Below are 24385 nucleotides of genomic sequence, written 5' to 3'. Positions count from 1 at the left end.
CTATGAATGCAGTTTTACAACCCTCCGCCTGCTTCCATTGCGGCTTGCCCGTCCCGGCCGGCTCCAGCTGGCTCGTCACCATCGACAACGTGCCGCGCGCCATGTGCTGCCCCGGCTGCGAAGCGGTGGCGCAAACCATCGTCGACATCGGCCAGAGCGCCTACTACCGCGACCGCGACGAATACGCCGTCAACGCGGCTGACGCCACCATGGTGCCGCCCGAACTGCGTTTGTACAGCAATGACGACGCGCAATTCGCGCGCGACGCCAGCAGCTGCGAAGCAACGCTCTCTGTCGAAGGCATCCGCTGCGCCGCCTGCGTCTGGCTGATCGAACGCCAGCTGACGCGTTTGCCCGGCGTGCAGGCGGCCAGCCTGAACGTCGCCACCGAGCGCCTGTACGTGCGCTGGAGCCGCGCGCAGTGCGAGCCGGGCGACATCCTGCAGGCCGTGCGGCAAGTCGGCTACACGGCCTATCCGTATGACGCCGTGCGCCATGGCGAGCGCCTGCAAAAGGCCAGCAAGACCCTGGGCCGCCAGCTGTTCGTGGCCGGCCTGTCGATGATGCAGGTGATGATGTACGTGGCGCCGTCCTACCTGGCCGCCGAGGACGGCACGCTGGACGAGAATATGGCCAGCCTGATGCGCTGGGCCAGCCTGCTCCTGACCTTGCCGGCCATCTGCTATTCGGCCATGCCGTTCTTCCAGGGCGCCTGGGCCAGCCTGCGCGCGCGCACCCTGGGCATGGACGTGCCCGTGGCGCTGGGCATCCTGGCGGCCTTCTTCGGCAGCGTGGTGGCGACCTTCACGGGCCGCGGCGAGGTGTATTACGACTCCGCCACGATGTTCATCTTCCTGCTGCTGTGCAGCCGCTATTTCGAGCTGCAGGCGCGCCGCAAGGCGGCTTCCGCACTGGAACGGCTGCAGCATGCCTTGCCCGCGTCCGCCTCGCTGATGGCGGACTTCCCCGACAACCGCGCCACCACCCTGGTGCCGGCCGGCAGCCTGGCCGTCGGCGACATCATCCTGGTGAAACCGGGCGAGGCGATCGCCGCCGACAGCGTCATCATCGAAGGCACGAGCGCGCTCGATTTATCGCTGCTGACGGGCGAGAGCGCGGCGCAGCGCAGAAAAACGGGCGAGCGGGTGCCGGGCGGGGCCATCAACGCCAGCGCGGCATTGATCTTGCGCGTGCTGAAGCCGGCGCGCGACAGCACCCTGTCGGACCTGTTGAAACTGATCGAACGGGCCGGCAGCGGCAAGCCGCAGATCGCGCAGTGGGCCGACAAGGTGGCCGCCTGGTTCGTGCTGGGCCTGCTGCTGTTTGCCGTCGCCGTGTTCGCCTTCTGGAGCTGGCATGATCCAGCGCAGGCGTGGCCCGTGGCCATCGCCGTGCTGGTCGTCTCCTGCCCCTGCGCGCTGTCTCTCGCCACGCCGACGGCGCTGGCGGCCGCCACCGACAGCCTGCTGCGGCGCGGCGTGCTGATCGTCCAGCCGCACGTGCTGGAAACCCTGCACCGCGCCACCCACATCGTCTTCGACAAGACGGGGACCTTGACCCTGGGCCGGCCCGTGCTGCGGCAAATCGAGGGCCTGGGCGGCATGGCGGAAGACGACTGCCTGCAGGTGGCCGCCGTGCTGGAAGCGGGCAGCGCCCATCCGCTGGCGCAGGCGATCCTGGCAGCAGCGGGAGAAACGCCGCGCATGCATGCGGAACAATTACAGGAAGTGCAGGGCCAGGGCCTGGAGGGCGTCGTCGACGGCGTGCGCTACCGCTTGGGCAATGCGGCCTTTGTCGCCGCCATCGCGGGGCCGCCGCTGGGCGACACGGCCGTCGGCATGCAGGGCATGACGCCGCTGTACCTGGGCACGCAGGGCCGGTGGCTGACGCGTTTCCTGCTCAGCGATGCGCTGCGCTCCGAGGCGCGCGACGTGGTCGCGTATTTCCAGCGGCGCGGCAAGCAGGTCGTGCTGCTCAGCGGCGACCAGGAAGCGCTGACGCAAAGCGTGGCGACGGAACTGGGCATCGCCACGGCCTGCGGCGAATGCCTGCCCGATGAAAAGCTCGATTTCGTGCAGCAATTGCAGGCGACGGGCGCCGTCGTGGCGATGGTGGGCGACGGCATCAACGACGCCGCCGTGCTGAGCGGCGCCGACGTGTCCTTCGCCATGGGTTCCGGCGCCGCGCTGGCGCAGGCGCATGCGGACACGGTGCTGCTGTCGAGCCAATTGCTTTCCGTGCTCGACACGGCCAGGACGGCGGCGCGCAGCATGCGCATCATCCGCGAAAACCTGGGCTGGGCCACGCTGTACAATCTGACGGCCATCCCGGCCGCCGCGCTGGGCTTTTTGAACCCCTGGCTGTCCGGCGTCGGCATGGCTGCCAGCTCGGCGGTCGTCATCGCCAACGCCCTGCGCCTGCGGAAAGCCTGAACATGGAAGCACTGTATCTCCTCATCCCCTTGAGCGTCGTGGTCGTCTTTATCGCCCTGTGGGTGTATTTCACGGCTTCGGACAGCGGCCAGTTCGACGACCTCGTCGGACCGGGCCTGCGCGTGCTGCAGGACGACGACACGCCGCCGGAAGCGGCCGCCCCGCCCGCGCCTCAGCGCGAATAGCCTTGCGACCCCGGCCGCGCATCGAAGCGCCGGCCCCACCACGGCAAGAACACGGTATTGCCGCCGCGCGCGCGGAACCACGGCTGCTCGTGGTCGATGGGCCGCAAGACGGCCGGCGGCGCCACCACCACGGCAGTCGCGCTCTCGCTGTCGCTGCTGCCCGCCACCAGCACGGGCCGGCCCACGTGGTTGGCATAACCGATGGCCAGCGCCACGTTGGTCAGCGCCGTGCCGGCGCCCGTTTCACCCAGCAGCGCCGGCATGTTGAAGGTCTGCTTGTTGAAATCGAAGTCGGGCAATTGCTGCGTCAGGCTTTGAGCCAGCGGGCCAATGCGCTCCGACGAAACAGGATAGCTGCTGCCCGCATCGTGGATGACGTAGCCGATGGCACTGTCGGCCAGTTGCGCGTTCCGGGCGGCAGCGTCGATGGCAGCGCTCCACGCCTGCACGGTGCGCGGGGAAGCGCCCTTGCCGGCAGTGAAATCGGCGACCTTGCACGTGGCGGGAAAGCCCAGCCACGCCAGCGGCGCGCGCTCCGTCTTGTAGCCGGGACCGGCCAGCACCAGCAGGACCATGTTTTCATTGATCTGCTCATCCCTGGGCGGATAACTGGGCGCATCCCAGTTCATCACCCACACCGTCTTGTCGGGATTGGCCTGCAGGTAAGACAACCCCGCTGCCAGGGACGTAAAACCCGCGTTGGCGCCGCCCAGGGTGACGCGCACGTCGGGCGGCGTGGCCGTGGTCCAGGAATCGGGGAAATGGGGGTTGCCGATGCTGAAGGTATCGACAATCTCCTCGCGCAAATATTCCGCCGCTTCCACGGGATCAAGCCGCCCGGCCGGTAGGGCATATTCAACATGGATGCCGGCCAATTCACGGCGCGTGGATTTATCAGTCAACGAATGGGCGTTATAAAAATATTCTTCGCTCGAGAAATAAATATCATGAAACAGCGTGATCAATTCCTCCACATACTTTTCATGATATCCATTGAATGTTTCCCGCCCCTTGTTGCCAGAAGCAATCATGCCGATCGATTGCACCTTGCCAAAACGCACAGGATTCTCTTTCACTTTGCTATCGTCCTTGTTCGGCTTGGCCAGGCCCAGCGTCCACAGCAATTGCCATTCGGTCGGATAATCGCGCCGCTGCAGGGGATTGAGCCACTGCACACCCACCACCTGCGCCATGTACGGTTGCTCTGGCGCAATGGGCGCGACGGCGGCAATCGGTATGGCTACCGGCGCCTTGCTGGCGCTGGCCGACGTTAAAAAGTACGGCAAGCGCCAGTAATGCAGGCATCAACAATAGTCGTTTCATCAGCAATCCTCCTTCAAGAGGAACATCGGTTGGCCCGGTCTGCAATACAGACCAGAGTGCAATACCAGACGCAAGACTGAATACGCACATGCTCCAACCCAGCCTGCGCGGAAAGGTAGCAATCAAGTTACGCATCAGGATGTCTCCGGGCGCTTGTACATACGCTCATCCACAATTTCAGAAGGCATGCGCCCTGTGCTGCCATCACTTTGAACCCACTCCAATAACGGCTTTTTCTTAAACAAACCAAGCTTGAAATATTCAAGAAAAATTCTGTTTGGATTACCCCTTTTTCCAGCTCCTTCAACAATCGCCAATCCGCAATCACTCTCAATTCCCGCATCGCCTCCTCACCGATATGAGCCCCCCAATCGCCACGTCATACGCCAGCGCCATTTCCGCATGCCGGGGATTGCTCAGGATGGTGGAGTGGTCGGTCGCATGCGTGTCGCAGGTGGCCGCCAGTTGCCCCTGGATTTCCTGCTTGCGCCATTGCAAATATTCCGGCGTGGCCGTGGACAGGTCGTCTTCCATCATCGCCTTGCCGTCAAGGCCGTCGAGCTTCCCGCGGCGGGCCTTCATGCGCAGGCGGGCATGGTCTTCGTAGCGCAGTGCCGCCTCGGTATTGCGGTCGCCCTGCGGCGTGCCGCCCACGCTTGTATCGGCATACGGCTCGCCTTTCTGACGTGCCTTGCCCGCATGGCGATGCGTGCCGGGCGGATCGAGATTCTGGTCGAACTGCGGACTAGGTACGCCAAAGCGCACGGCCTGCGGTGTAAACACTTCCGGCAAGGCGGGCGCCGTCACGGGGATGCGCCAGTCGTCCGGCGGCACGGCATTGATGGGCGTCTTCAGCATCTTCATGAGGGCCGACATGGCGGAGGCCGTGCGCACGGTCCCCGCCTTTCCGGCCGCGCTGGTACTGGCGCGCATGCCCTTGTCCGGGTCGTATCTGGAAATCGGCGAACGGGGATGCCAGAAATCGGCGCTGCCCCGCGCGGGCTGGCGATAGTGATTGCTCCAATAGTCATAATCGCCGTGCTGGCCAACGGGAAAGCCTTGCGCAAACACGCGCTGAGTAAACACGCCGGCGCCGCGCGTGGCCTTGATCTCTTCGGCGCTCAGACCCAACCAGCCCATGCCCTGGATGGGCGTGGCGGAAATCACCTGGTCGTGCGGATTGCAATACAGGGTGACGCGACCGCGCGTCGTGGGCTGCGGGCCGCAGGCATAGGCGGCCCTGTCCTTGTCCAGGGTGAAATCATGGCGCACGTTGGCGGCCATGTCCGCCAGCGCGGCAGACATGGGCGGCTCCGTGGCCTGGCCGCGCACGATGTCGAAAAACGCCGCCAGGGTCTTGCGGCGCGCCTCGCCGCTCTGCCGGCCCACATTGCCATCGACATCCCTGACCTGCCCCTGCAGCCAGCCTTCCGTATCGTTTCTGCGCAACAGGCTGTAGGGCGGGTTGCACAAGACATAGGTATCGGCCACGCAGCGCCCGCTTTTGCCTGCCGCATCCTGCACCTTGGCCATCTTATTGCCCAGAAATGCGGCCGCCATGCCCACCATATTGCCCTGGCTGTGGCAGACAAGGGTAATCGGCACGTCGGCCTGCTGCCGGCGGATGGCCGCCACCAGGTGCGCCAGGCGCAGCGCGGCCAGCACGAAATAGGGGCGCGGCGGGCAGGCATACACGATGCGGTCGTTGACGGGATTCAGATGCTCGATGTGGATGAACAGGAAGAGGGCGTCCGACAGACCCTCGCCCCACAGGTCAGGCAGGGAGGAGCAGCCATTGGCGAACGGGCCGCCGCCCCAGTAAGCGTGTTCGTTCAGGTAGACCGAATCGCCATATTGCTGCAATTCCCTGTCGCTGGCCTTGTAGCCCCAGCGGAACTGGATCACGGGCGAGAAATGCGCTGGCGGCCCGATGAAGGTGGCAGCCGTGTAGTCGGGATCGACATAGCCGTCATCGCTCAGTTCGCTCCGATAGCCCACCGGCGTCAGCTGCCCCGCCTGCGCCGTGGCATGCGCCATGTGCTCGTCGCAGCGCTTCATGCGCGTGTTCAGGCCTTGGCACAAGCCGGCTTCGGCCGCGCCGTACCACTCGCCGTCGGAATTGACGCCATGCACGAAGATGACGATGCCCGGCGAAGGCATCTGCTGCAGGCAATCGAGCAGGCAGTGACTGAACAGGGTCGTGCCCTCGGCCTTGCCGACGACCAGGTCCACCTGGGCATCAAACGGGTCGCGGCGTTCGGGGTCTTCCATGGCGGGCCTTGGGCGTGTCTGGACAAGCCACTGTAAGTCATTGCTTCCATGCACGTTTTACGCCATGTCAAGCCAGCTGTTGCAGGGATCTTGCATGGCTTTTTTGACCGGAATATCACTTTATTTCGATGCCAGTTCGCTACGCTTATTTCATCCGGGGAATTTTGATCCACATCAAAGTTTTTTCGCGGTCAAACACTTACTCTCTGGCCACCATCATAAATAGTAATTCCAGGGAGAGTCTTTGTGGATCAATCGCTGAACTATAACTACAAGATCGTGAAGCAATTCGCGGTCGCTACTGTGGTATGGGGCATCATCGGCATGCTGGTTGGCGTTATCATCGCCGCTCAGCTGGCCTGGCCTGCCCTGAACCTCGACATACCATGGCTGACATACGGGCGTCTGCGTCCGCTGCACACGAATGCGGTGATTTTCGCCTTCGGCATCTGCGGCCTGTTCGCCACCTCGTACTACGTCGTGCAACGCACCTGCCAGGTGCGCCTGTTTTCCGACAAGCTGGCCGCCTTCACCTTCTGGGGCTGGCAAGCCGTGATCCTGTGCGCGGTCGTCAGCCTGCCCATGGGCCTGACCCGCGGCAAGGAATACGCCGAGCTGGAATGGCCTATCGCCATCCTCATCGCCGTCGTCTGGATCGCCTACGCCATCGTCTTCTTCGGCACCCTGATCAAGCGCAAGGTCAAGCACATCTACGTGGCCAACTGGTTCTTCGGCGCCTACATCCTGGCCGTGACGATCTTGCACGTGGTCAATGGCGCCGTCATGCCTGCCTCGTTCACCAAATCGTATTCCGCCTACGCGGGCGTGCAGGACGCCATGATCCAGTGGTGGTACGGCCATAACGCGGTGGGCTTCATCCTGACCGCCGGCTACCTGGGCATGGTCTACTACTTCATCCCGAAACAGGCCGAGCGCCCCGTGTACTCGTACCGTTTGTCGATCGTCCACTTCTGGGCGCTGATCTTCACCTACATGTGGGCGGGCCCGCATCACCTGCACTACACGGCCTTGCCTGACTGGACGCAATCGATCGGCATGGTCTTCTCGCTGGTCCTGCTGGCACCAAGCTGGGGCGGCATGATCAACGGCATCATGACCCTGTCGGGCGCCTGGCACAAGCTGCGCACCGACCCGATCCTGAAATTCATGATCGTCTCGCTGTCGTTCTACGGCATCGCCACCTTCGAAGGTCCGATGATGTCGATCAAGACCATCAACTCGCTGTCGCACTACACCGACTGGACCGTTGCCCACGTGCATGCGGGCGCCCTGGGCTGGGTGGGCTTCATCACCATGGGTTCGATCTACTACCTGCTGCCGCGCCTGGCGGGCCGCACGCAGATGCACAGCACGCGCCTGGTCGACGTGCACTTCTGGGTAGCCACCATCGGCATCGTGCTGTACATCGCGGCAATGTGGATCGCCGGCGTGATGCAAGGCCTGATGTGGCGCGCGGTCAATCCGGACGGCACCCTGACCTACACCTTTGTCGAGAGCGTGAAAGCGACGTATCCGTACTACGTGGTGCGCGTGGCCGGTGGCCTGCTGTACCTGTCGGGTATGTGCATCATGGGCTACAACACCTGGATGACCTTGCGCGGCAGCAAACTCCCCGTCGCCCGCATTCCGGAACTGAACGCGGCGCACGCCTGATAGGAGCAAAAGCAAATGAAATTTTCACATGCATGGATTGAGAGAAACCCCTGGCTGCTGATCGCCCTGGTCACGGTGGTGATCAGCATCGGCGGCGCCGTCGAGATCGTTCCCCTGTTCTTCCAGAAGAGCACGACGGAGCCCGTCGCCGGCCTGAAGCCGTATTCGCCGCTGCGCCTGGCGGGCCGCGACATCTACGTGCGCGAAGGCTGCTACAACTGCCATTCGCAGATGGTGCGTCCGCTGCGCGCGGAAACGGAACGCTATGGCCACTATTCGGTCGCCGGCGAGTTCGTCTACGACCGTCCGTTCCAGTGGGGTTCCAAGCGCACGGGTCCCGACCTGGCCCGCGTGGGCGCCCGCTACAGCGACGAATGGCACCGCACGCACTTGAACAACCCGCGCGACGTGGTGCCCGAGTCGAACATGCCGGCCTACCCCTGGCTGGCGAAGACTAAGCTGGTGCCTGACGACATCATGCCGAAGATGCGCGCCCTGCAACGCCTGGGCCAGCCGTACAGCGATGCGGAAATCGCCGCCGGCCCCGCGCAGCTGCAGGACAAGACGGAAGAAGACGCCCTGGTCGCCTATCTGCAAGGCCTCGGTACATTAATCAAAACAAGGAATTAGCATGGCAATCGAAAACCTGTTTGACAGCGCCAGCAGCGTCATGACGGTGGTTTCCTTTACGACGTTCGTGGGCATCCTGTGGTGGACGTTCAGCCGCAGCAACAGCGACTTCGACGCGGCGGCGCGCCTGCCGTTCGCCGACGACGCGCTCGACTATCCGGCCGAGGCCGAAATGAACCTGGCGAAGGAGCGCAACCATGGCTGACTTTACCAATGGCTTCTGGAATATCTATGTCATCGTGCTGTCCCTGCTGGGCATCATCGGCTGCGGCGTGCTGCTGTACTCCCAGTCGAAAGTGAAAGTGGCCGCCGGCGCCCCCGCCGACGGCACCACGGGCCACGTGTGGGACGAGGACTTGAAGGAACTCAATACGCCGATGCCGCGCTGGTGGATGTGGCTGTTCTACATCACCATCGTCTTCGCGCTGGCCTACCTGTTCCTGTATCCGGGCCTGGGCAACTACGCCGGCAGCCTGGGCTGGAAATCGACGGGCCAGTACGAGGAAGAGCTGAAGAAGGCGGAAGCCGACTACGGTCCCCTGTTCAACAAGTACCTGAGCCAGGACTTGAAGACGGTGGCGGCCGATCCGCAGGCGCAAGCCATCGGCCAGCGTTTGTTCCTGACCTACTGCGCGCAATGCCACGGTTCGGATGCGCGCGGCAACAAGGGCTTCCCCAACCTGACGGACAAGGACTGGCTGTATGGCGGCGAACCCGACATCATCAAGACCACCATCATGCACGGCCGCAATGGGCAGATGCCGCCGATGGGCGCCGCGCTGGGCTCCGAAAAGGATGTCGAGAACGTGGCCCATTACGTGCTGAGCCTGTCCGGTTCCACCTCGGACCCCGTCAAGTCCGTGTTGGGCAAGGCCAAGTTTGGCGCCTGCATGGCCTGTCACGGCGCCGATGCGAAGGGCAACCAGATGCTCGGTGCGCCTAACCTGACGGACAAGGTGTGGCTGTACGGCGGCAGCGCCGATACCATCATGGAAACCGTGCGCAAGGGACGCAGCAACACCATGCCGGCCTTCAGCGATTTCCTCGGCGAATCCAAGGTACACGTGCTGTCGGCGTATGTCTGGAGCCTGTCGAATCCCCAGACGCCCGTGAAATGATGTAATGGAACCTCAAGTCATCAAGATGTATGCGGCCCGCGAGCAAATCTACCCTCGCGAGGCCAAAGGACGCTACGCTACCTGGCGATGGGTATGCGTATGGCTTACCCAGCTCGCGTTCTACGGCTTGCCGTGGTTGACCTGGAATGGCAGGCAAGCCCTGCTGTTCGATTTGACCACGCGCAAGTTCTACATTTTCGGCGTCGTGCTGTGGCCCCAGGATTTCATCTATCTGGCGGCCCTGCTGATCATCTGTGCGTATTTGTTGTTCCTCGTCACGGCCATTGCCGGGCGGGTATGGTGCGGCTTTTCTTGCCCGCAAACGGTATACACGGAAATCTTCCTGTGGGTCGAACGCCGCATCGAGGGCACGCGCAGCGCGCGCATGGCCCTCGACAGGCAGGGTCCCTCCGTGCGCAAGGCATTCAAGAAGACGGCCAAGCACCTGGTCTGGGGCGCCATCGCCCTGTGGACGGGCTTTACCTTTGTCGGCTACTTCACGCCGATCAAGGAACTGGCGCGCGAGGTGACCACCCTCAATTTCGGTCCCTGGGAATGGTTCTGGGTCTTGTTCTACAGCCTGGCAACCTACGGCAACGCAGGCTGGCTGCGCGAGCAGGTGTGCAAATACATGTGCCCCTACGCGCGCTTCCAGAGCGCCATGTTCGACCAGGACACGCTGATCATCACCTACGATGCCAAGCGCGGCGAACCACGCGGCGCCATGAGCAAGAAGGCTGGCAACAACGACAAGCTGGGCGACTGCATCGACTGCACCCTGTGCGTGCAGGTGTGTCCGACCGGCATCGATATCCGCAACGGCCTGCAGTATGAATGCATCGGCTGCGCCGCCTGCGTCGATGCCTGCAATACCGTGATGGACAAGGTCGAACGGCCGCGTGGCCTGATACGCTACAGCACCGACCATGCGATGGAAAACAACTTCAATTCGAAGCAGATCCGCCAGCGCGCCATGCGCCCGCGCGTGCTGATCTACACTTCCATCCTGGCCCTGATCATCATCGCCGTGTGTACTTCGCTGGCCCTGCGCACGCCGCTGAAAATGGACGTGATCCGCGACCGCGGTTCGATGGGACGCGAAGTGGAAGACGGCATGATCGAAAACGTCTACCGCCTGCAGATCATGAACACCTCCGAGCAAAGCCAGCATTTCAAAATCAGCGCATCCGGCTTGCCGGGCCTGACCTTGCTGACACGCGAGGAAGTGACGTTGCAGCCGACGGAAACGCTGGGCTGGCCGATCCGCCTGCGCGTGCCGCACGGCGTCGGCGAGAAGGGTTCGAACAAGATTGCAATCGAATTGCACTCGCTGGACGACCCGTCGCTGCACGTGCGCGAAAGCGCGGTCTTCATCGTGCCGCGCTAATGCAGGAAGGCCGGTCCCCGCATGGGGGCCGGCCATTTACACAGGAGAAATAGCATGTCCGACAGTCTGAAACTGCAAGCCCCCGTTGCCCCGTGGTACAAGCACCGCTGGCCATGGCTGCTGATGATCGGTCCCGGCCTGTCCGTGGTCGTCGGCAGCTTCATGGGTTATATCGCGTTTACACAACCCGATGCGCTGGTGGTGGGCGACTATTACAAGCAGGGCAAGGCCATCAACCAGGATTTGAAGCGCGACACGATCGCCAGCGACCTGGCCATGGATACGACCCTGGCGTATGACGTCGCCGCAGCGCGCCTGAGCGGTTCCGTGCACAGCTTCGGCAAGGCGTACCAGAGGCCTTTGCTGCTGCACCTGGCGCATGCGACCCTGCCGGAAAAGGATATCAAGCTGCTGGTGCAGCCCGATGCGGCCGGCAATTTTTCCGTGGCGCTGCCGATGCTCGAACGCAGCCGCTGGCAGGTGCTGGTGGAAAATGACAAGCGCGAGTGGCGCCTGTCCGGTATCTGGACCTGGCCGCTGCAACGCAGCATCGCGCTGCACGCGGATGAAGAGCTATAACGTACAGCGCCGGGAAAAAACCGTAGCGAGCGGCAGTGATTTGTGGCTGAGAAGCGCAGCTGTGCTAGAGCACAGCGAGCATCGCAGGCCGCAAAGCGCGACGCGCAGTAGGTTTTGACGGTGCTGTTATTTGCAGACGTCCGTGCCGGCCGTAATGGCCTTCAATTTCGCCGGCTGCAGGATCTCGATCTCTCGGTTGGAGACGCGCAGCCAGCCTTCCTTCTTGAATTTCGACAATAAACGGCTGACGCTTTCGATGGTCAGGCCCAGGTAGTTGCCGATTTCCTCGCGCGACATGCGCAACTGGAATTTACTGCTCGAATAGCCGCGCGCTTCATAGCGCGACGCCAGGTTGACGATGAAGGCGGCAAAGCGCTGCGTCGCCTGCATATTGCCCAGCAACAGCATCACGCTTTGCTCGCGCGTGATTTCCTGGCTCATCATGCGGTGGAAATGGCGCAGCAGGGTCGGCATGTTGCCCAGCAATTGTTCCAGGCTGGAAAACGGGATTTCACACACTTCGCTGTCTTCCAGGGCCACCGCATTACAGTGGTGGCGGTCGGCGCTGATGGCGTCCATGCCCAGCAGTTCGCCAGCCATCTGGAAACCCGTCACCTGCTCTTCGCCGCCCGGATTGATCTGGTAGGTCTTGAAGTGGCCCAGGCGGATCGCGTACAGGTTCTGGAACGAGTCGCCGATGCGGAACAGCGAGGCGCCGCGCACGATCTTGCGGCGGCGGCCGATGATCTGGTCCAGCCTGTCCATGTCGCCCACATCGAGGCCCATCGGCAGGCACAATTGATGCATGCTGCAGGTCGAGCATCGCGCACGCAACGCTTCCACGGTCACTGTGGGCAAGGTTGGAGTGAGTAGCGCTTCAGTCATGTCGGTACCTTTTAGAAAATGCAACAACAAGTTTACTGCATACAGGGTTGCCGTGTGCCAATTTCACCGCAATTTCACCGAATAAACGACGTCCCGCCTTTAATTATATGGCAACATCGTCAAAAGCCCATGCGGAGAGGGCAATTTGCGTGGCGGCGCTTGCCAAGCTGGGGTATTGATAGGAAAATTCCTGACAGCATTATTTGCCGCCTGTGCCGCCCGGTACTGAAAAGGAAATCATGAAGCCTCTCGGCATCAAAGCAAAAGTCGCGCTGGCCACCAGCCTGACCTCGATCGCCATGATCGCGCTGGTCACCATGATCCAGGTGCAGCACATGCGCGACGATTTCACCCGGGTACTGCTGAGCCAGCAGTCGTCCCTGATCAGCCGCACCGCCGCCGAGCTCGACGACAAGCTGGGGATGCTGCTGCAGATCGTCACCCTGACGGCCCGGCAGCAGCCGCCGGAACTGATCGCCCAGCCCGCCCAGTTGCGCGAATACTATTCGCGCCGCTCGATGCTGGTGCTGTTCGACGACGTGCTGGTGCTCGACGCGCACGGCGCCGTCGTGGCCGACATGCCGGAAGTGGCGGGGCGCGCCGGCATCAACGTCGCCGAGCGCGAGTATTTCCAGACCGTGCTGCGCACGCGCCAGCCCATGATCACCGAGCCGATGCTGGGCAAATCGAGCGGCATGCCCATCGTGCAGATGGTGGCGCCCGTGCTGGCCGCCGACGGCCAGGTGGCCGGCGTGGTGATCGGCGTGCTGCGCCTGTACAAGGACAACCTGCTGGGGCGTTTGCGCTCGGAAAAGATCGGCAAGAGCGGCTATTACTTCATCCTCACGCGCGGCGCCGTGCCGCGCTACGTGCTGCACCCCGATACCAGCCGTTTGCTGCAGCCGCGCCTGCCGAACGCCAACCTGACGACCACTCAGCTGCTGAAGGACGATGGCGAAGGCAGCATGGTCAGCACCAACAGCCGCGGCATCACGGCCGTCAACAGCTTCAAGCGCCTGAAATCGGTGAACTGGCTGCTGGCCGCCTCGCTGCCCCTCGACGACGCCTTCGAACCGTTCGACGGCGTGCTGTACCGGCTGGTGCTGTGGAGCATCCTCGCCTCGCTGCTGGCCGCAGCCGTGCTGGGCTGGGTCACCGTACGCCTGCTGTCGCCCCTGGTGCGCCTGCGCGACACCCTGCAGGCGCTGCGCACCAGCGGCAGCCGTTTCACCCCGTTCCCGTGCAGCAGCGCGACGAGATCGGCGAGCTGACGGAAGCCTTCAACGGCCTGATGAGCGAACGCGACCGGCTGCAGCAGGAACTCGAATCGCGCGCGGCGGAGCTGGAACAGGAGCGCGACCGGGCCGAGGCGGCCAACCGCGCGAAGAGCGATTTCGTGGCCAACATGAGCCATGAAATCCGCACGCCCCTCAATGCCGTGCTGGGCATGGTGTATTTGCTGGGCAATACCAAGCTCGATACGGAACAGCGCAAGTATCTGACCATGGTGCGCGTGGCGGGCCAGTCGCTGCTGGGCATCCTCAACGACGTGCTCGATTATTCGAAGATCGAGGCGCGCCGCATGGAATTGTCGCCCGTCGAATTCGACCTCGACGAGGTCATGAACACGCTGGCCACGACGATGACCATGAATGCGGGCGAAAAGGAGCTGGAACTGGCGATTGCCGTCGAGCCCGATGTGCCGCGCCGCCTCGTGGGCGACGCCCAGCGGCTGCAGCAAATCCTCGTCAACCTGGCCGGCAACGCCATCAAGTTTACCGAGAGCGGCGAAGTGGTGGTGGCCGTCAGCCTGGCCGAGAAAGAGAACGGGCGCGCCTGGCTACGCTTCGAAGTGCGCGACACGGGCATCGGCATGACGGAACTGCAGCAACAGCAGCTGTTTGCCGCGTTTTCGCAGGGCGACCAGAGCATCACGCGGCGCTTCGGCGGCACGGGCCTGGGCCTGGCCATCAGCAAACAGCTGATCCACATGATGGGCGGCGACATCGCCGTCGCCAGCAGCGAAGGCAAGGGCAGCCGCTTCTGGTTCAGCGTGCCGTTCGACATGCTGGCGCAGCCGGCCGAAACGCGGCGCACGCCCACCCTGGGCCAGCTGCGCCTGCTGGTGGCCGACGACAACCGCACCACGCGCGAACTGATCGTCAAGCTGATCGAGGCATGGGGCTGGCTGGCCGACGAAGTGGACTCCGGCTTTGCCGCCATCGAACTGTACCGCGAACGCCTGGCGCAGCAGCAACCGTACGACGTGGTGCTGGCCGACTGGCACATGCCCGTGATGGACGGCCTGGCCACGGCCAAGGCCATCCGCCAGGCGGCCGCCGGCCAGCGCCAGCCCATCGTGGTGATGGTCAACGCCTTCGCCCGCAACCACCTGGAGGAAATCTCCAGCGCGGCCGAGGCCGACGTCGTGCTGATGAAACCGATCACGGGCTCGAGCCTGTTCGATGCCCTGCACCAGGCGCTGATTGCCAAGCACGACGGCGGCGAGCAGCGCATCCTGCACCAGCCGCTGGGCACGGAACTGGCCGGCGTGCATTTCCTGCTGGTGGAGGACAACCACCTGAACCAGGCCGTGGCGCGCGGCATCCTCGAACACATGGGCGCCACCCTGGACGTGGTGGGCGACGGCTTGCAAGCCGTGGAACGGCTGCGCACGGAAGCGCTGCGCTACGACATCGTGCTGATGGACATGCAGATGCCCGTCATGGATGGTTTCAGCGCCACCCACATCATCCGCACGGAACTGCGCTTGAGCCTGCCCGTGATCGCCATGACGGCCGGCGTGCTGGCGTCCGAGCGCGAACGCTGCATGACGGCCGGCATCAGCGATTTCATCGCCAAGCCCGTGGTGGTGGAAGAGATGATGGAAGTCATCCTGCGCCACCTGCCCAAGCGCCCGCCAGTGCAGACGGCCGGGCCGGCGCCCGTCGCCGATGAGGAAGTGTTTTCCATGGCGCCGCTGATGCGCGTGATGGGGCGCGACGCGAAAGGGCGCGGCGTGCTGCGGCGCATGGTGGAAGACGCGCTGAACAAGGGCATGACGCCCGTGCGCGACGCCGAAACGGCGTTGCAGACCGGCCGCCACAGCGACGTGGCGCGCATCCTGCACAGCGTGCGCGGCTCCGTCGGCACCCTGGGCACGAAACGCCTGATCCGCGCCGCCTTCGCCACCGAGGAAGCCATCGATGCGGGCCGGCTCGACGAGGTGCCGGCGCTGCTGGCGCAGACGGCGCAGGAGCTGGAACAGGCGCTGGCGGCGGCAGCGGATTGGTTGTCCAGGCTGAAAGATTAAGCCTGCAACGTAAAACCGGGGTCAGACCCCGGAACCTTGTCGGATTACGCGCTTGCGCGCTAATCCGACCTACCCCATTTACGCCGGCACGCCCAGGATCACGCTGGAGGCCTTGAAAATCGCCGTCACCTTGCTGCCGATCTCAATACCCAGCTCGGTGCTGCTCTGATTGGTGATGATGGCGGCGATGGTGCCGCCGCGCGGCAAGTCCAGCACCACTTCCGTGTTCACGGCGCCCGTCTGCACGCGCGTCACCAGCCCGGCCAGCTGGTTGCGCGCGGAGAAGCGCGCCCCTGCGCTGTCGGCCACGAGGATGATCGACGACGCCTTGATCAGCGCAAACGCTTCCGCGCCCGGCACCAGGCCCAGGCTGGCGCTGCTGCCTTGCGTGACAATGGCCACGATGTGCTGTCCACCCGGTAATTCCAGGGTGACTTCGTCGTTGACGGCACCCTGTTTCAGTTCGGCCACCTTGCCCAGGAATTGATTGCGTGCCGTGGTTTTCATGGCCATTCTCCGTATGAGTAAAAGATCGTCTGCGATGCCTTCCGCCTGGCTGCCCAGCTGGCGCAGGTAGCGGGCATGCTCGCGCTCGATGATGCGGAAATTGTCGACCAGCTGGCGCCCACGCTGCGTCAGGCGCGTGCCGCCGCCGCCCTTGCCGCCCGTCAAGCGCTCAACCAGCGGCTCACCCGCCAGGTTGTTCATCGCGTCGATGGCGTCCCAGGCCGCCTTGTAGCTCATCTTCACAAGCTTGGCCGCCTGCGTGATGGAGCCGCATTCGGCGATCGCGCCCAGCAATTCCACCCGGCCGGCGCCGCCCAGGTGCTCGCCGCCCACCGTCATCCATACCGAGCCTTGCAGGCCGATTTCCGCTGCCGCTGATTTATCCAATGCGTTCACCCAATGCCATGTGTTCTTCCCTGTTATCGATCTGTCCGTCGCGCAAGTACAGCACATGCTCGCCCAGGATGCGCGCATCTTCCGGATCATGGGTGATCAGGATCATGGGCACGTCCAGGCGCTGCTGCCACTGGCTCAGTTCCAGGCGCATTTTGACACGCAGGGCCGGATCGAGGGCGGCGAACGGCTCGTCGAGCAGCAACGCGTCTGGCTCGGCCACGAGCGCCCTCGCCAGCGCCACCCGTTGGCGCTGGCCTCCGGACAACTCGTCGGGGAACTGGTGCGCCAGTTCCTGCAAGTGAAACGCGTCGAGCCAATGCTCGACCTTCTGCAATTTTTCGCGCGCGCGGGGATTGAACCAGCCGCGCGCCAGGCCGAAGCCCACGTTCTGGCGCACCGTCAGGTGCGGAAACAGCGCGTAATCCTGGAACAGGTAGGCGATATTGCGCTGCTGCGGCGGCAAGTTGATGCCGGCGGCCGAATCGAACAGGGTGCGCCCGTTCAGGCGGATATGGCCCGCGTCCGGTGTAAACAGTCCGGCAATGGCTTTCAGGGTCATGCTCTTGCCGGCGCCGGACGGGCCATACATGGCGATGCGCTGGCTGCCTGAGGTGCATTGCACCTGCAGGTCGAAGCGGCGTTTGCCGGAGCGCAAGGTGGCGCGAATGTCGAGGTCGAGTTGCATAGCGGTCATTTATGAGCGATGCGCCCGGGCGCCAGGCGGCCAGCCGACAGCAGCACCACGATGCACACGGCCGAGGTGATCAGCACCAGGGTGTTGGCCACGTCGTCCTGGCCCGCCTGCACGGCTTCATACACGGCGACGGATAAAGTCTGCGTCTTGCCGGGAATGCTGCCAGCCACCATCAGGGTCGCGCCGAATTCGCCCAGCGCGCGCACGAATCCCAGCAGCACGCCGGCGAGGATGCCGCGCCAGGCCAGCGGCAAGGTGACGCGGAAGAAAATCGCCATTTCGGAGATGCCCAGCACGCGAGCCGCCTGCTCGAGCTGGCCGTCGACGGCTTCGAAGGCGGCGCGCGCGGGCTTGAAGACGAGGGGAAAGGCGACGACGGTGGAGGCGATCACGGCGCCCTGCCACGTAAAGATCAGATTGATGCCGAAGTTGTCCTGCAGCCAGACGCCCAGGGTGCCGCGCCGCCCCAGCAGCACCAGCAGGTAATAGCCAAGCACGGTGGGCGGCATCACCATCGGCAGGGTCAACAGGGCGTCGAGCAGCTCGCGCCCGGGAAAACGCGTGCGCGCCAGCAGATAGCCCGTACCGATGCCGAGCAACAAATTGAGCGCCGTGGCCCAGGCCGCAACTTTCAGCGACAGGGCCAGCGCGGTCCAGGCGATATCCATGTGCAGTCGTTCTACTTTATGGCTTTTTAAACCCGTATTTGGCCAGGATGGCTTGTGCCGGCGCCGTCTGCAGATAGCTGACGAAGCGCTTCGCTTCGGCCGCATTGCCGCTGCCCTTGATGGTGGCGATCGGGTACAGCACGGGTGCGTCGAGCGGCACCTCCAGCACCACGTTCACTTTATCCTTCATGATGGCCGCATCGGTGGCGTAGACAAAGCCCGCATCGACTTCGCCGCGCGCCACGTAATCGAGCGACTGGCGCACGTTCTGCGTGCCGATGGCCTTCGCTTGCACGGCGTCCCACAGCTTCGCCTTCTTCAGCGCGCCTTCGGAGTAACGGCCGACGGGCACGCTGGCCGGGTTGGCGATGGCCACGCGGGTCACGCCCTTGTGCGCCAGGTCGGCCAAAGCCTTGATGCCCAGCTTGCTATCGTGCGGCACGATCAGCACCAGGCTGTTGCCGACGAAGTCCATGCGGTCGGCCGGCAATACCAGGCCCTGCTTTTGCGCCGCATCCATGGTTTCCTGGTCGGCCGAGGCAAACACGTCCACGGGCGCGCCCTTGACGATCTGCTGCAGCAGCACGCCCGAGGCGGCGAAGTTCAAGGACACCTTGCTGCCCGGATACTGCGCCTCGTAGCTTTGCGCCGCATCCTTGAACGCATTCGTCAGGCTGGCCGCGGCCGACACCACCACTTCGCCGGCAAGGGCGGAGGTAGCGGCGGTGGCGAACAGGGCGGCGCCAAGCAGGCGGGCGAGGGAGGTGAGGCGCATGATCGTATCCTTGTAAAGTGAACGGTGAACAAGGAGCGTAATATACACTTATATATAGCGTTCTGCCATCGCATGGATCAAGCAATGGCAAAGAGCAAATGAGGAAAAATGCAGCCAGCGCCGGGAGAGGACAGGCCGGCTGCGGTACGCCGATGAAGTGTGACAACACATAGCCGGTCAATTTCGTCGCTCGAATTAGGCGATCAATTCTTCCCCAGTCTCTCCAGCAATGCCTGTTTTTGCGCAGGCGATGCGGAACTTGTCCTGATACTTTGTACTTGCGCCGCCTGCCTGTCTTCCGGCATCGCCGCAAACCGTTGCGCATATTCCTCCACCAATTCGGCATTTCCGCGCAGCGCTCCCGCATACAGCCAGTAATTCGCTGTGGAGACTTCGCCTTTCTCCAGATATTCCTGGCGCAGTTCGGCAATGACCTGCCCATCGCCATCGATCGCCCGCTGTGCCAGTGGCGTAACGACAGGTTCCTCACCGCTCGTACGCCGCTCCTGCATGACCCAATACGCAAAAAGAACCAGCAGAACGGCGCCTGTGCCTAGTTTTATTGCCAGCTTCATGGCCTCAGCCTCCTGCATTGCAAGGACCAAAACATCACGACGTGCCGGGCTTGCCAAGATCCATCTGCTTGTTTCCTAGAGCACGGCAATTCTCGTGACCATTCTCCTTCGGCACTCATACTCTGCATGTTACCGGTCCGCGTGCGGTGGTAGCACGCGGACACGAGTTGATCAAGCTCACTGAATAAGTCAGTAAGCTATTGTCCAACCACAGATTTACTTGCCGCCGTCCGCAGCTTGCACAGCTTCTTCGGCTCGCTTGGCAGCGGGAAGATCAGTCTTGCCTATCTCTTGAATCAGCTGCCTGATTTCCTCCCTATGTGCCGGATTCTTGTCACCGATTAGTAAAGCAATCAATTCCACCTTGGGATTGATATCGGGACATCTGACCGCCAAACGAAACCAGCGAATGGCTTCTTCAGATTTCAGCGTGAAATTGCTATGGTATCTGGCAAGCTGATAAGCCGCCCCGCAATCTCCACCAAGCGAGCGCGCTTCCAGGCTCGCGATATCTCGCGGCGTCAAATTGAATTCCACAGTTGGACTGACGGCCATTGCATCCCGCTCTTTTTTTAAGAACCAGTATCCACTACACAGGCCAATCAGCAGACAGATTAACAAGGTAAGTATTTTCATTGGCGTATGGGTGAAAATGATTTCCAGGGTCCTGGCTGGCCAATCGGTGGTCCGCTTGGATAAGGGCCAGCGCCCAGCATGCCTGACCGAGCGTACCAGCTAAAATCCATCGGTGCTGTCACATCGACGCCAAGTTTGTTGGCCACCTGCTGCGCAAATGATGGCTTGCCATTACGGCTGACGCCAGTATTACACGCCCCCAGGATGACAGGCTGACCTTTCCAATTGGGATCATTGCGAATCATGTTTGCGAGATCGTTGGCAAAAATCGGCTTGATACCATCGCGGCGATCCTCCATATTGCCCGGATTTCCGTGACCGGCCACGGTATATGCCCAAGGCACAGACCACGCATTTCCACCAGGATAAGTAACCGTGTCATGATATAGACCGTTCGGATTAAACAGATTCAGATCTGCCAGCCCCGATGGGTCAATATTGCTAAGTGGATTGCCCCCGACGTAGGCATAGGTATTCATCCCTCCCGCCAACCCGATCGGATCACTCTGCAAATACCGTCCCAGCGATGCATCGTAGTAGCGGTGCCAGTTGTACCACAGGCCCGATTCGGCATCGTAGTACTGGCCCGGGAATCCGATATTCAAGCCGCCAATTGTGTCGACGATGACGGTGCGGTCAAATGCGGCATTGGCGGCGCGCCATACGACAGCACCGCTGGCATTGCTCATGACTTCGGGACGGCCCAGGTGGTCGTTATGGCTAAAATAAACCTGGTTGGCACGCGCCATGCCGATCATCTCGCCATTGAACCAGAAATAATGACTGGTTTGCGCTCCAATTTCAGCCAGCAGTTCACCGCCTGGACCATAAATGGCTTGCGTGATGCCACCAGCCCCATCTTTTTGCACACGCTGGTTCAGCGCATTGGTGCGATAGTCTCCGACATAACGGCCATTCACCAGAATGCCGCGCATGCGGTTGAATCCATCGTAGGTATAGGAACGGCTGCCATCATGGCGCATTTCGCTGGCCAGCGTGCCCACGGGGTTGTAGCTGAAGTTACGGAATTCACCGTTGCCGCTCCAGGATGCAAGCCGGTTGCTGCCGCTGTCGAGCGCAAAACCATAATTGCTGCCCTTCCGGGACTGGCCTGTCCGGTTGCCAGCCTGGTCCCAGGAGAAACTCTGATAATCGATCCGGCGCGTCACCAGTCCTACGCGGTCAGCCGCATCATAGTCAATTCCCTGGGTCATATGTTCATTGCCCGCATCGATCATGGCAATGATCTGATTCGTATTGTTATGGCGATATTCCACGTTTTCCACATTGCCGGAAATGCGCGTAATTCGGCCATCCACATCCAGCGTCACCCTGCGCGGCAAATTATTCCCGTAACGCCAAGCATGGGGCTTACCGCTGACTGGCTGATACAGCACTGAGTCAGCCAGTTTTGTCCATACGCCAGTCACATTCGTCAAGAGCTCACTCACGCGGCCGTATGCATCGTACGAATAAAAAGTACGTGTGCCCGATGGGTAATGGATACCCTCCAGGCGGCCCGCAGCATCATAGTCCCAGACAGTCGTATAGTTGCTGCCGTATATATTATTGGCTTGTACAGTGAGCTGCCCATATGCGTTGTAGGCGTAGCCGGTGTACCCCGTAAGATCCGTGAAACCAGTCAGACGCCCCTTGCCAAACCGTCCCTCGTCATAGGTAAATTTCTCGGTTTCACCGCTATTGCTGCGTGAAATTTGACGATCCAGACTATCCAGGGTGTAGCGGGTAACTCTGCCATCGGAACGTGTTTCACTTTCCAACCGGCCCGCAGTGTCATAGCCATATGTGGTGGTACCCGTATCCGGACTGACCACGCTAATGACTTGGCCAAAACCATTATAGGTATAGCGCGTTTGCAATGGACGCGGATCGGTTACCGATGCCAACATACCCTCGGCATCGTAGGCCAGTACAGTCACCCCGCCATCGGGCGCGGTACTCTTGACGAGACGATTCGCCGCGTCATACGCATATAAGGTTGAGCGCCCAGCCGCATCGGTGACGCTCACGAGATTGCCATTGTGATCGTATCGTTTGTCGAGGCGCTGGCCATGATTGCCAAGCTCGCCAAACGGACGGCCCAGCGTATCCATTTCCGTCGTGGTGCTCAACTCTCCCGCAGCAACTGGAACTGGCAGGCCAGCACTCACCTCCGCGTGATGCAGGGCGGAACTCACACGCACGCTGTTGTCAGGAACATTCACGGCAATATGCGTAAATTCCCCCAGCGCATTGCCGACATATTCGACCCGGCCGCCCGCAGTGTATTGATACTGCGTCATGCTGCCGTCCGGATAACTGATGGAACGCACCAGGTCGCCCGCATGATAGGCAAGATGCGTCGTCTGGCTGCCATTGAGCGTCGTTGCCAGCAGGCGGCCCATGCCATCGTAAGCATAGGTACTGGCGACGCCATTGCTGTCGGTATAGCCCGATGGACGCCCCATGCCGTCATGGCCTGCCCATGCTTGCTGGTGGCCCAGCGGATTCGTCATGCTGGTCAAGTTGCCGCGCGTGTCGTAGTCATAGCGCGTGACTGCCGCGCCACCAGGCAGGCTGCGCGATACTGTCCAGCTTGACATGGTGCTGTTCGGATAAAACGTGTACGTGTGCACGAATTTCTTTTGCTTGCCGGTCTTCAGGTCATCCCAGGTTTCGCTCTCGAGCTTTCCCGATGGGGCCCATGCATGGTAATACGTGTAGCTGACGCGCAAATAGGCTACGTTGCCCGCATTGCGGTATTCGGTCTTCTCAATCTCATTCCCATTCCAGCTATGCACGACCGTTTGCGCCGCGCCCGTGCCTGCCGCCGTAGTCCTGCTCAACAGATGGCCATCCTTGTCATAGCTGTAGTCCGTCTTGTTGCCATTCCAGTCCAGCGTATAGTCGACGTAGCCGTTGGCGTCATACGCGGTGCTGGCGGCCGCCGCGGCGCACGTCGCCGTGCCGGCGCGGGAAACCGATGTCGGCTTCAGCTCGCCACCGATCAGGGCAAACTTGTGGGTGGTCGCTTGTTGACGCACATCGGTCACCGTCGTTTGATTGGCGCCATAGACGAACGTCTCGCGCTCCTCTCCACCCTCGAGGCCGCTCTCGCTGACCCGGCCATCGGCAAAATACGCATAGCGGCTATGGCGCTGCCCATTGATGCTGATACCGGTCAATAAAGCGGGATGTGCCGTCTCGTAGTGATACTCGCGCACCTCCTGGCTGGCGGGCGCAGTGACTTTGGCAAGCATGCCGCTGGCATGGTATTCATAGTTCCAGTCGTTGCCTGCAGGATCACGCACTCGGCTCACCTTGCCATTGCCGCCCCAGGTGAACTGGATCAGCTGGCCGCTGCTGTTGCTGACGCTGGCAAGCTGATTCGGATTGGCGCCGTACTGGAAATTGAGTTGCGCGCCGGCACCTTCCACGATGGAGACGATGGCCCCCACCTTGTTGTAGGTGTAGGTATTGCCGTTGGCCCACAGGACCCATCCCATTCCTGGCGTGTAGACCATTTCTCCCCTGCGTGCCGATTTTCCTGACAGGTATAAGTAAGAACCGGCTTTCGGGTCCAAGGTGGAGGGAAACTCGTTTTCTCCGACAAATTGATAATTGGTCGTGCTGCCGGTGGGATCGGTCACCGTCACAGAACGGGGTATGCATCGCCCCGTTCCCGTATTGCCGCAATTCGGTTCATTCAACCTGGGCACATCCACGTTGGAGAGCCACTGTGGTCCAAATAAAGTACCGACCGCATGCTTGCTGCGATAAGTTCTCTTCAACCCCAGGCCGTACAGACCCAATGACTGGAAATCCACCTCGGGTTTGATCTTCTCGCCGGTGGCAATGACCACCGGGTGCGCCGTCATGGCGCCGCAGCGATTGATATTCGTATTGGCATTCGATGGCGCGGCATCGGTATTGGCGGGGCCTGGCGTGCCGGCACCGCGCGAGGGACGGTTGTAGACGTCGAACATGTCGCCGGGCCAGCGGCAAAATACACCGCTCATGGCAACGCAGTCTTCATACGCCTGCCGCTCGCGCTCGGCGGTGACGGTGATCGTCGGCATGGTGTAGCTTTGCACAAACGGGCTCTGGAAGAAGAGGACGAGGAATACTAAAACGAGTTTTTTCTGGAATAGGCTGAACATGAGAGTGGATCGGAGGTATTTTTTGGCTAAGAGTCTCCAAGAATGAAACTCCAGCTAACATTTACATCCTAGCACTATATTTCATTACTTATATGCAATGTCCTTACGGTGTGAAGGCCATTCCTCCCTGGATCAACAACCCAGCTTCATGCAAGTGATAGCACACGGCATTCCCTG

The 24385-nt window shown here is 61.9% G+C and carries 21 protein-coding genes; 10 read left to right on the top strand and 11 right to left on the bottom strand.

What is annotated here, in order from left to right:
- Positions 1-2 precede the first annotated feature (2 nt).
- Both ACRHIG_RS03235 and ccoS read left to right on the top strand, forming a co-directional pair.
- On the top strand, positions 3-2432 hold the full coding sequence (locus ACRHIG_RS03235; RefSeq protein WP_489629352.1) for a heavy metal translocating P-type ATPase: 2430 nt from the start codon (positions 3-5) through the stop codon (positions 2430-2432).
- Positions 2433-2434: 2 nt separating this feature from the next.
- Positions 2435-2617: a cbb3-type cytochrome oxidase assembly protein CcoS gene (gene ccoS / locus ACRHIG_RS03230; protein ID WP_100875003.1), complete on the top strand. Its 183-nt coding sequence runs from the start codon at positions 2435-2437 to the stop codon at positions 2615-2617.
- Here ccoS and ACRHIG_RS03225 read toward each other — a convergent pair.
- The 3 genes from ACRHIG_RS03225 to ACRHIG_RS03215 all read right to left on the bottom strand — a co-directional run bounded on the left by ACRHIG_RS03225 (position 2605) and on the right by ACRHIG_RS03215 (position 6211).
- Positions 2605-3903 carry a hypothetical protein gene (locus ACRHIG_RS03225; protein WP_489629351.1) on the bottom strand — a complete coding sequence of 433 codons (1299 nt, stop codon included), beginning with the start codon at positions 3901-3903 and terminating at the stop codon, positions 2605-2607. The two genes, ccoS and ACRHIG_RS03225, sit on opposite strands and share 13 nt — an antisense overlap.
- A 171-nt stretch (positions 3904-4074) precedes the next feature.
- Positions 4075-4257, bottom strand: a complete 183-nt coding sequence (locus ACRHIG_RS03220; protein WP_489629350.1) for a hypothetical protein — start codon at positions 4255-4257, stop codon at positions 4075-4077.
- Between the two features lie 13 nt (positions 4258-4270).
- On the bottom strand, positions 4271-6211 hold the full coding sequence (locus ACRHIG_RS03215; protein ID WP_489629349.1) for a T6SS effector phospholipase Tle3 domain-containing protein: 1941 nt from the start codon (positions 6209-6211) through the stop codon (positions 4271-4273).
- A gap of 246 nt (positions 6212-6457) precedes the next feature.
- Between ACRHIG_RS03215 and ccoN the strand changes: the two genes are divergently transcribed.
- Genes ccoN through ACRHIG_RS03185 form a run of 6 tightly spaced genes read left to right on the top strand, consistent with a single transcriptional unit; the run spans position 6458 to position 11599 of the window.
- Positions 6458-7885: a cytochrome-c oxidase, cbb3-type subunit I gene (ccoN, locus tag ACRHIG_RS03210; RefSeq protein WP_046681775.1), complete on the top strand. Its 1428-nt coding sequence runs from the start codon at positions 6458-6460 to the stop codon at positions 7883-7885.
- Between the two features lie 15 nt (positions 7886-7900).
- Positions 7901-8515, top strand: coding sequence for a cytochrome-c oxidase, cbb3-type subunit II (gene ccoO / locus ACRHIG_RS03205; protein WP_215410209.1), 615 nt, complete (start codon positions 7901-7903; stop codon positions 8513-8515).
- Between the two features lies 1 nt (position 8516).
- Positions 8517-8720: a cbb3-type cytochrome oxidase subunit 3 gene (locus ACRHIG_RS03200; RefSeq protein ID WP_314624960.1), complete on the top strand. Its 204-nt coding sequence runs from the start codon at positions 8517-8519 to the stop codon at positions 8718-8720.
- Positions 8713-9633: a cytochrome-c oxidase, cbb3-type subunit III gene (ccoP, locus tag ACRHIG_RS03195; RefSeq protein ID WP_489629348.1), complete on the top strand. Its 921-nt coding sequence runs from the start codon at positions 8713-8715 to the stop codon at positions 9631-9633. The genes ACRHIG_RS03200 and ccoP overlap by 8 nt, the downstream gene beginning before the upstream one ends.
- A gap of 4 nt (positions 9634-9637) precedes the next feature.
- A complete protein-coding gene (gene ccoG / locus ACRHIG_RS03190; protein ID WP_475417244.1) occupies positions 9638-11020 on the top strand; it encodes a cytochrome c oxidase accessory protein CcoG in 1383 nt (460 codons plus the stop codon).
- 54 nt (positions 11021-11074) lie between these two features.
- The gene (locus ACRHIG_RS03185) at positions 11075-11599 is read left to right on the top strand and encodes a FixH family protein (RefSeq protein ID WP_475417245.1); all 525 of its coding nucleotides are present in this window, start codon (positions 11075-11077) and stop codon (positions 11597-11599) included.
- 126 nt (positions 11600-11725) lie between these two features.
- Here the strand turns inward: ACRHIG_RS03185 and fnr are convergent, their stop codons facing one another.
- Positions 11726-12484: a fumarate/nitrate reduction transcriptional regulator Fnr gene (gene fnr, locus ACRHIG_RS03180; RefSeq protein ID WP_475417246.1), complete on the bottom strand. Its 759-nt coding sequence runs from the start codon at positions 12482-12484 to the stop codon at positions 11726-11728.
- Between the two features lie 239 nt (positions 12485-12723).
- On the opposite strand from fnr, the gene ACRHIG_RS03175 reads away from it, so the two are divergent.
- Positions 12724-13755: a cache domain-containing protein gene (locus tag ACRHIG_RS03175; protein ID WP_489629347.1), complete on the top strand. Its 1032-nt coding sequence runs from the start codon at positions 12724-12726 to the stop codon at positions 13753-13755.
- On the top strand, positions 13725-15797 hold the full coding sequence (locus ACRHIG_RS03170; RefSeq protein WP_489629346.1) for a hybrid sensor histidine kinase/response regulator: 2073 nt from the start codon (positions 13725-13727) through the stop codon (positions 15795-15797). Before ACRHIG_RS03175 ends, ACRHIG_RS03170 begins: the two co-directional genes overlap by 31 nt.
- A gap of 78 nt (positions 15798-15875) precedes the next feature.
- Here ACRHIG_RS03170 and ACRHIG_RS03165 read toward each other — a convergent pair whose 3' ends face one another.
- From ACRHIG_RS03165 to ACRHIG_RS03135, 7 genes are all read right to left on the bottom strand, one after another.
- Positions 15876-16643, bottom strand: a complete 768-nt coding sequence (locus ACRHIG_RS03165; RefSeq protein WP_046682043.1) for a TOBE domain-containing protein — start codon at positions 16641-16643, stop codon at positions 15876-15878.
- 40 nt (positions 16644-16683) lie between these two features.
- Positions 16684-17394 carry a sulfate/molybdate ABC transporter ATP-binding protein gene (locus ACRHIG_RS03160; protein WP_489629345.1) on the bottom strand — a complete coding sequence of 237 codons (711 nt, stop codon included), beginning with the start codon at positions 17392-17394 and terminating at the stop codon, positions 16684-16686.
- Positions 17391-18062, bottom strand: coding sequence for a molybdate ABC transporter permease subunit (modB, locus tag ACRHIG_RS03155; RefSeq protein WP_219117804.1), 672 nt, complete (start codon positions 18060-18062; stop codon positions 17391-17393). The genes ACRHIG_RS03160 and modB overlap by 4 nt, the downstream gene beginning before the upstream one ends.
- A 16-nt stretch (positions 18063-18078) precedes the next feature.
- Entirely contained in the window at positions 18079-18837 is a 759-nt protein-coding gene (modA, locus tag ACRHIG_RS03150; protein WP_489629344.1) for a molybdate ABC transporter substrate-binding protein, read from the bottom strand.
- A gap of 203 nt (positions 18838-19040) precedes the next feature.
- Positions 19041-19412, bottom strand: a complete 372-nt coding sequence (locus ACRHIG_RS03145) for a hypothetical protein (RefSeq protein WP_489629343.1) — start codon at positions 19410-19412, stop codon at positions 19041-19043.
- Positions 19413-19628: 216 nt separating this feature from the next.
- Positions 19629-20048: a hypothetical protein gene (locus ACRHIG_RS03140; protein ID WP_489629342.1), complete on the bottom strand. Its 420-nt coding sequence runs from the start codon at positions 20046-20048 to the stop codon at positions 19629-19631.
- Positions 20045-24208 carry a DUF8616 domain-containing protein gene (locus ACRHIG_RS03135; RefSeq protein ID WP_489629341.1) on the bottom strand — a complete coding sequence of 1388 codons (4164 nt, stop codon included), beginning with the start codon at positions 24206-24208 and terminating at the stop codon, positions 20045-20047. The genes ACRHIG_RS03140 and ACRHIG_RS03135 overlap by 4 nt, the downstream gene beginning before the upstream one ends.
- Positions 24209-24385 lie beyond the last annotated feature (177 nt).

This window comes from Janthinobacterium sp. C22, from assembly GCF_057919405.1.
Note: the sequence above shows the minus strand (reverse complement) of the source record. Positions and strands in the feature narration are given on the sequence as shown.